Origin of the sequence: Flavobacterium sp. MAHUQ-57 (assembly GCF_051908335.1) — a bacterium.
In the GTDB taxonomy this organism is placed as follows: domain Bacteria; phylum Bacteroidota; class Bacteroidia; order Flavobacteriales; family Flavobacteriaceae; genus Flavobacterium.
The window spans coordinates 1-2859 of the sequence record NZ_JBPZTE010000001.1 but is presented as its reverse complement, the minus strand read 5'-3'; the positions used below and the strand labels follow the sequence as shown (position 1 = coordinate 2859).

Annotated in this window: 2 rRNA genes; both read left to right on the top strand. The window is 48.4% G+C overall.

Annotated elements, in window-relative coordinates:
* A 23S ribosomal RNA gene (locus tag ACS8MM_RS00010) occupies window positions 1-2581 on the top strand; the annotation flags it as partial.
* 119 nt (window positions 2582-2700) lie between these two features.
* Window positions 2701-2810: ribosomal RNA gene (gene rrf / locus ACS8MM_RS00005) — 5S ribosomal RNA — on the top strand.
* The last annotated feature ends 49 nt before the right edge of the window (window positions 2811-2859 follow it).

The window sequence follows — 2859 nt, the reverse complement described above, 5'->3', positions numbered from 1 at the left end:
ATTTCTTGCGGATTGAATTAGAATTACCTGGAAAGGTAAACCAAAGAGGGTGATAGTCCCGTATAAGTAAGAGAAGATAAGGATAGTGGTATCCTGAGTAGGGCGGGGCACGTGAAACCCTGTCTGAATTTGGCGGGACCATCCGCTAAGGCTAAATACTCCTGAGAGACCGATAGTGAACCAGTACTGTGAAGGAAAGGTGAAAAGAACCGTGAATAACGGAGTGCAATAGATCCTGAAACCATACGCTTACAAGCGGTCGGAGCCCTTTAGTGGGGTGACGGCGTGCCTTTTGCATAATGAGCCTACGAGTTAACGTTGCTGGCAAGGTTAAGTGATTAAGTCACGGATCCGTAGCGAAAGCGAGTCTGAATAGGGCGCTTTAGTCAGTAATGTTAGACGCGAAACCGTGTGATCTACCCATGGGCAGGATGAAGCTGTGGTAACACATAGTGGAGGTCCGAACCGGTTGACGTTGAAAAGTCTTCGGATGACCTGTGGGTAGGGGTGAAAGGCCAATCAAACTCGGAAATAGCTCGTACTCCCCGAAATGCATTTAGGTGCAGCGCTGGATATAAGTTATATAGAGGTAGAGCTACTGATTGGATGCGGGGGCTTCACCGCCTACCAATTCCTGACAAACTCCGAATGCTATATAATGTTTACCAGCAGTGAGGGCTTGGGTGCTAAGGTCCAAGTCCGAGAGGGAAAGAACCCAGACCATCAGCTAAGGTCCCCAAATGTATGCTAAGTTGAAAAAACGCGGTTTGTCTGCATCGACAGCTAGGATGTTGGCTTGGAAGCAGCCATTCATTTAAAGAGTGCGTAACAGCTCACTAGTCGAGCGGACGAGCATGGATAATAATCGGGCATAAGCATACTACCGAAGCTATGGATTTGTAGTAATACAAGTGGTAGGGGAGCATTCTAACATCGCAGAAGGTGTGTCGCGAGGCATGCTGGAGAGGTTAGAAAAGAAAATGTAGGCATAAGTAACGATAATGCGGGCGAGAAACCCGCACACCGAAAAACTAAGGTTTCCGCAGCTATGCTAATCAGCTGCGGGTTAGTCGGGTCCTAAGGCGCACCCGAAAGGGGAAGTCGATGGCCAACGGGTTAATATTCCCGTACTACTTATAATTGTGATGGAGTGACGCAGTGATGAAAGTACCGCGAACTGACGGAATAGTTCGTTAAAGTACCTAACTATAGGCCTGGTAGGCAAATCCGCCAGGACTGGTGAAATACGATAGTACTCGGATTCTTCGGATGATGGGATAGTGTACCTAAGGGCTGCCAAGAAAAACTTCTAAACTTAGATTATAAGTACCCGTACCGTAAACCGACACAGGTAGTTGAGGAGAGAATCCTAAGGTGCTCGAGAGATTCATGGCTAAGGAATTAGGCAAAATAGACCCGTAACTTCGGGAGAAGGGTCGCCCCGAGTAATCGGGGCCGCAGTGAAGAGGTCCAGGCGACTGTTTATCAAAAACACAGGGCTCTGCAAAATCGTAAGATGAAGTATAGGGCCTGACACCTGCCCGGTGCTGGAAGGTTAAGAGGAGATGTTATCTTCGGAGAAGCATTGAATTGAAGCCCCAGTAAACGGCGGCCGTAACTATAACGGTCCTAAGGTAGCGAAATTCCTTGTCGGGTAAGTTCCGACCTGCACGAATGGTGTAACGATCTGGACGCTGTCTCAGCCATGAGCTCGGTGAAATTGTAGTATCGGTGAAGATGCCGATTACCCGCAGTGGGACGAAAAGACCCTGTGCACCTTTACTATAGCTTAGTATTGACCTTGGATAAGTGATGTGTAGGATAGGTGGGAGACTGTGAAATGGCGTCGCCAGGCGTTGTGGAGTCATTGTTGAAATACCACCCTTTGCTTATCTGAGGCCTAACCCCATACTGTGGGGGACATTGCTTGGTGGGTAGTTTGACTGGGGTGGTCGCCTCCAAAAGAGTAACGGAGGCTTCTAAAGGTTCCCTCAGCACGCTTGGTAACCGTGCGTAGAGTGCAATGGCATAAGGGAGCTTGACTGAGAGACATACAGGTCGATCAGGTACGAAAGTAGAGCATAGTGATCCGGTGGTTCCGCATGGAAGGGCCATCGCTCAAAGGATAAAAGGTACGCCGGGGATAACAGGCTGATCTCCCCCAAGAGCTCATATCGACGGGGGGGTTTGGCACCTCGATGTCGGCTCGTCACATCCTGGGGCTGGAGAAGGTCCCAAGGGTTGGGCTGTTCGCCCATTAAAGTGGCACGCGAGCTGGGTTCAGAACGTCGTGAGACAGTTCGGTCTCTATCTACTGTGGGCGTTAGAAATTTGAGTGGATCTGATTCTAGTACGAGAGGACCGAATTGGACTGACCTCTAGTGTATCTGTTGTTCCGCCAGGAGCACCGCAGAGTAGCTACGTCGGGAAGGGATAAGCGCTGAAAGCATATAAGCGCGAAACCCACCACAAGATGAGATTTCTTTTAAGGGTCGTGGAAGATGACCACGTTGATAGGCTATAGATGTAAAGGCAGTAATGTCATAGTCGAGTAGTACTAATAACCCGTAAGCTTATTGTAGCTTCCCCCTCTTATGAGGGGGAGCAGATTCTTTCAAAAAAAATGAATGTTTATCTCAATGTGTTAAGATATTATGTATTGTTAGTCTTAGTAATAAGATTACCCATGCAAAACGACCTTAAGGTGGTTATTGCGGCGGGGCTCACCTCTTCCCATTTCGAACAGAGAAGTTAAGCCCGCCTGCGCAGATGGTACTGCAATCCTGTGGGAGAGTATGTCGCCGCCTTTCTTTAAAGAATCCTCATCAGAAATGATGGGGATTTTTTGTTATAGGTGCA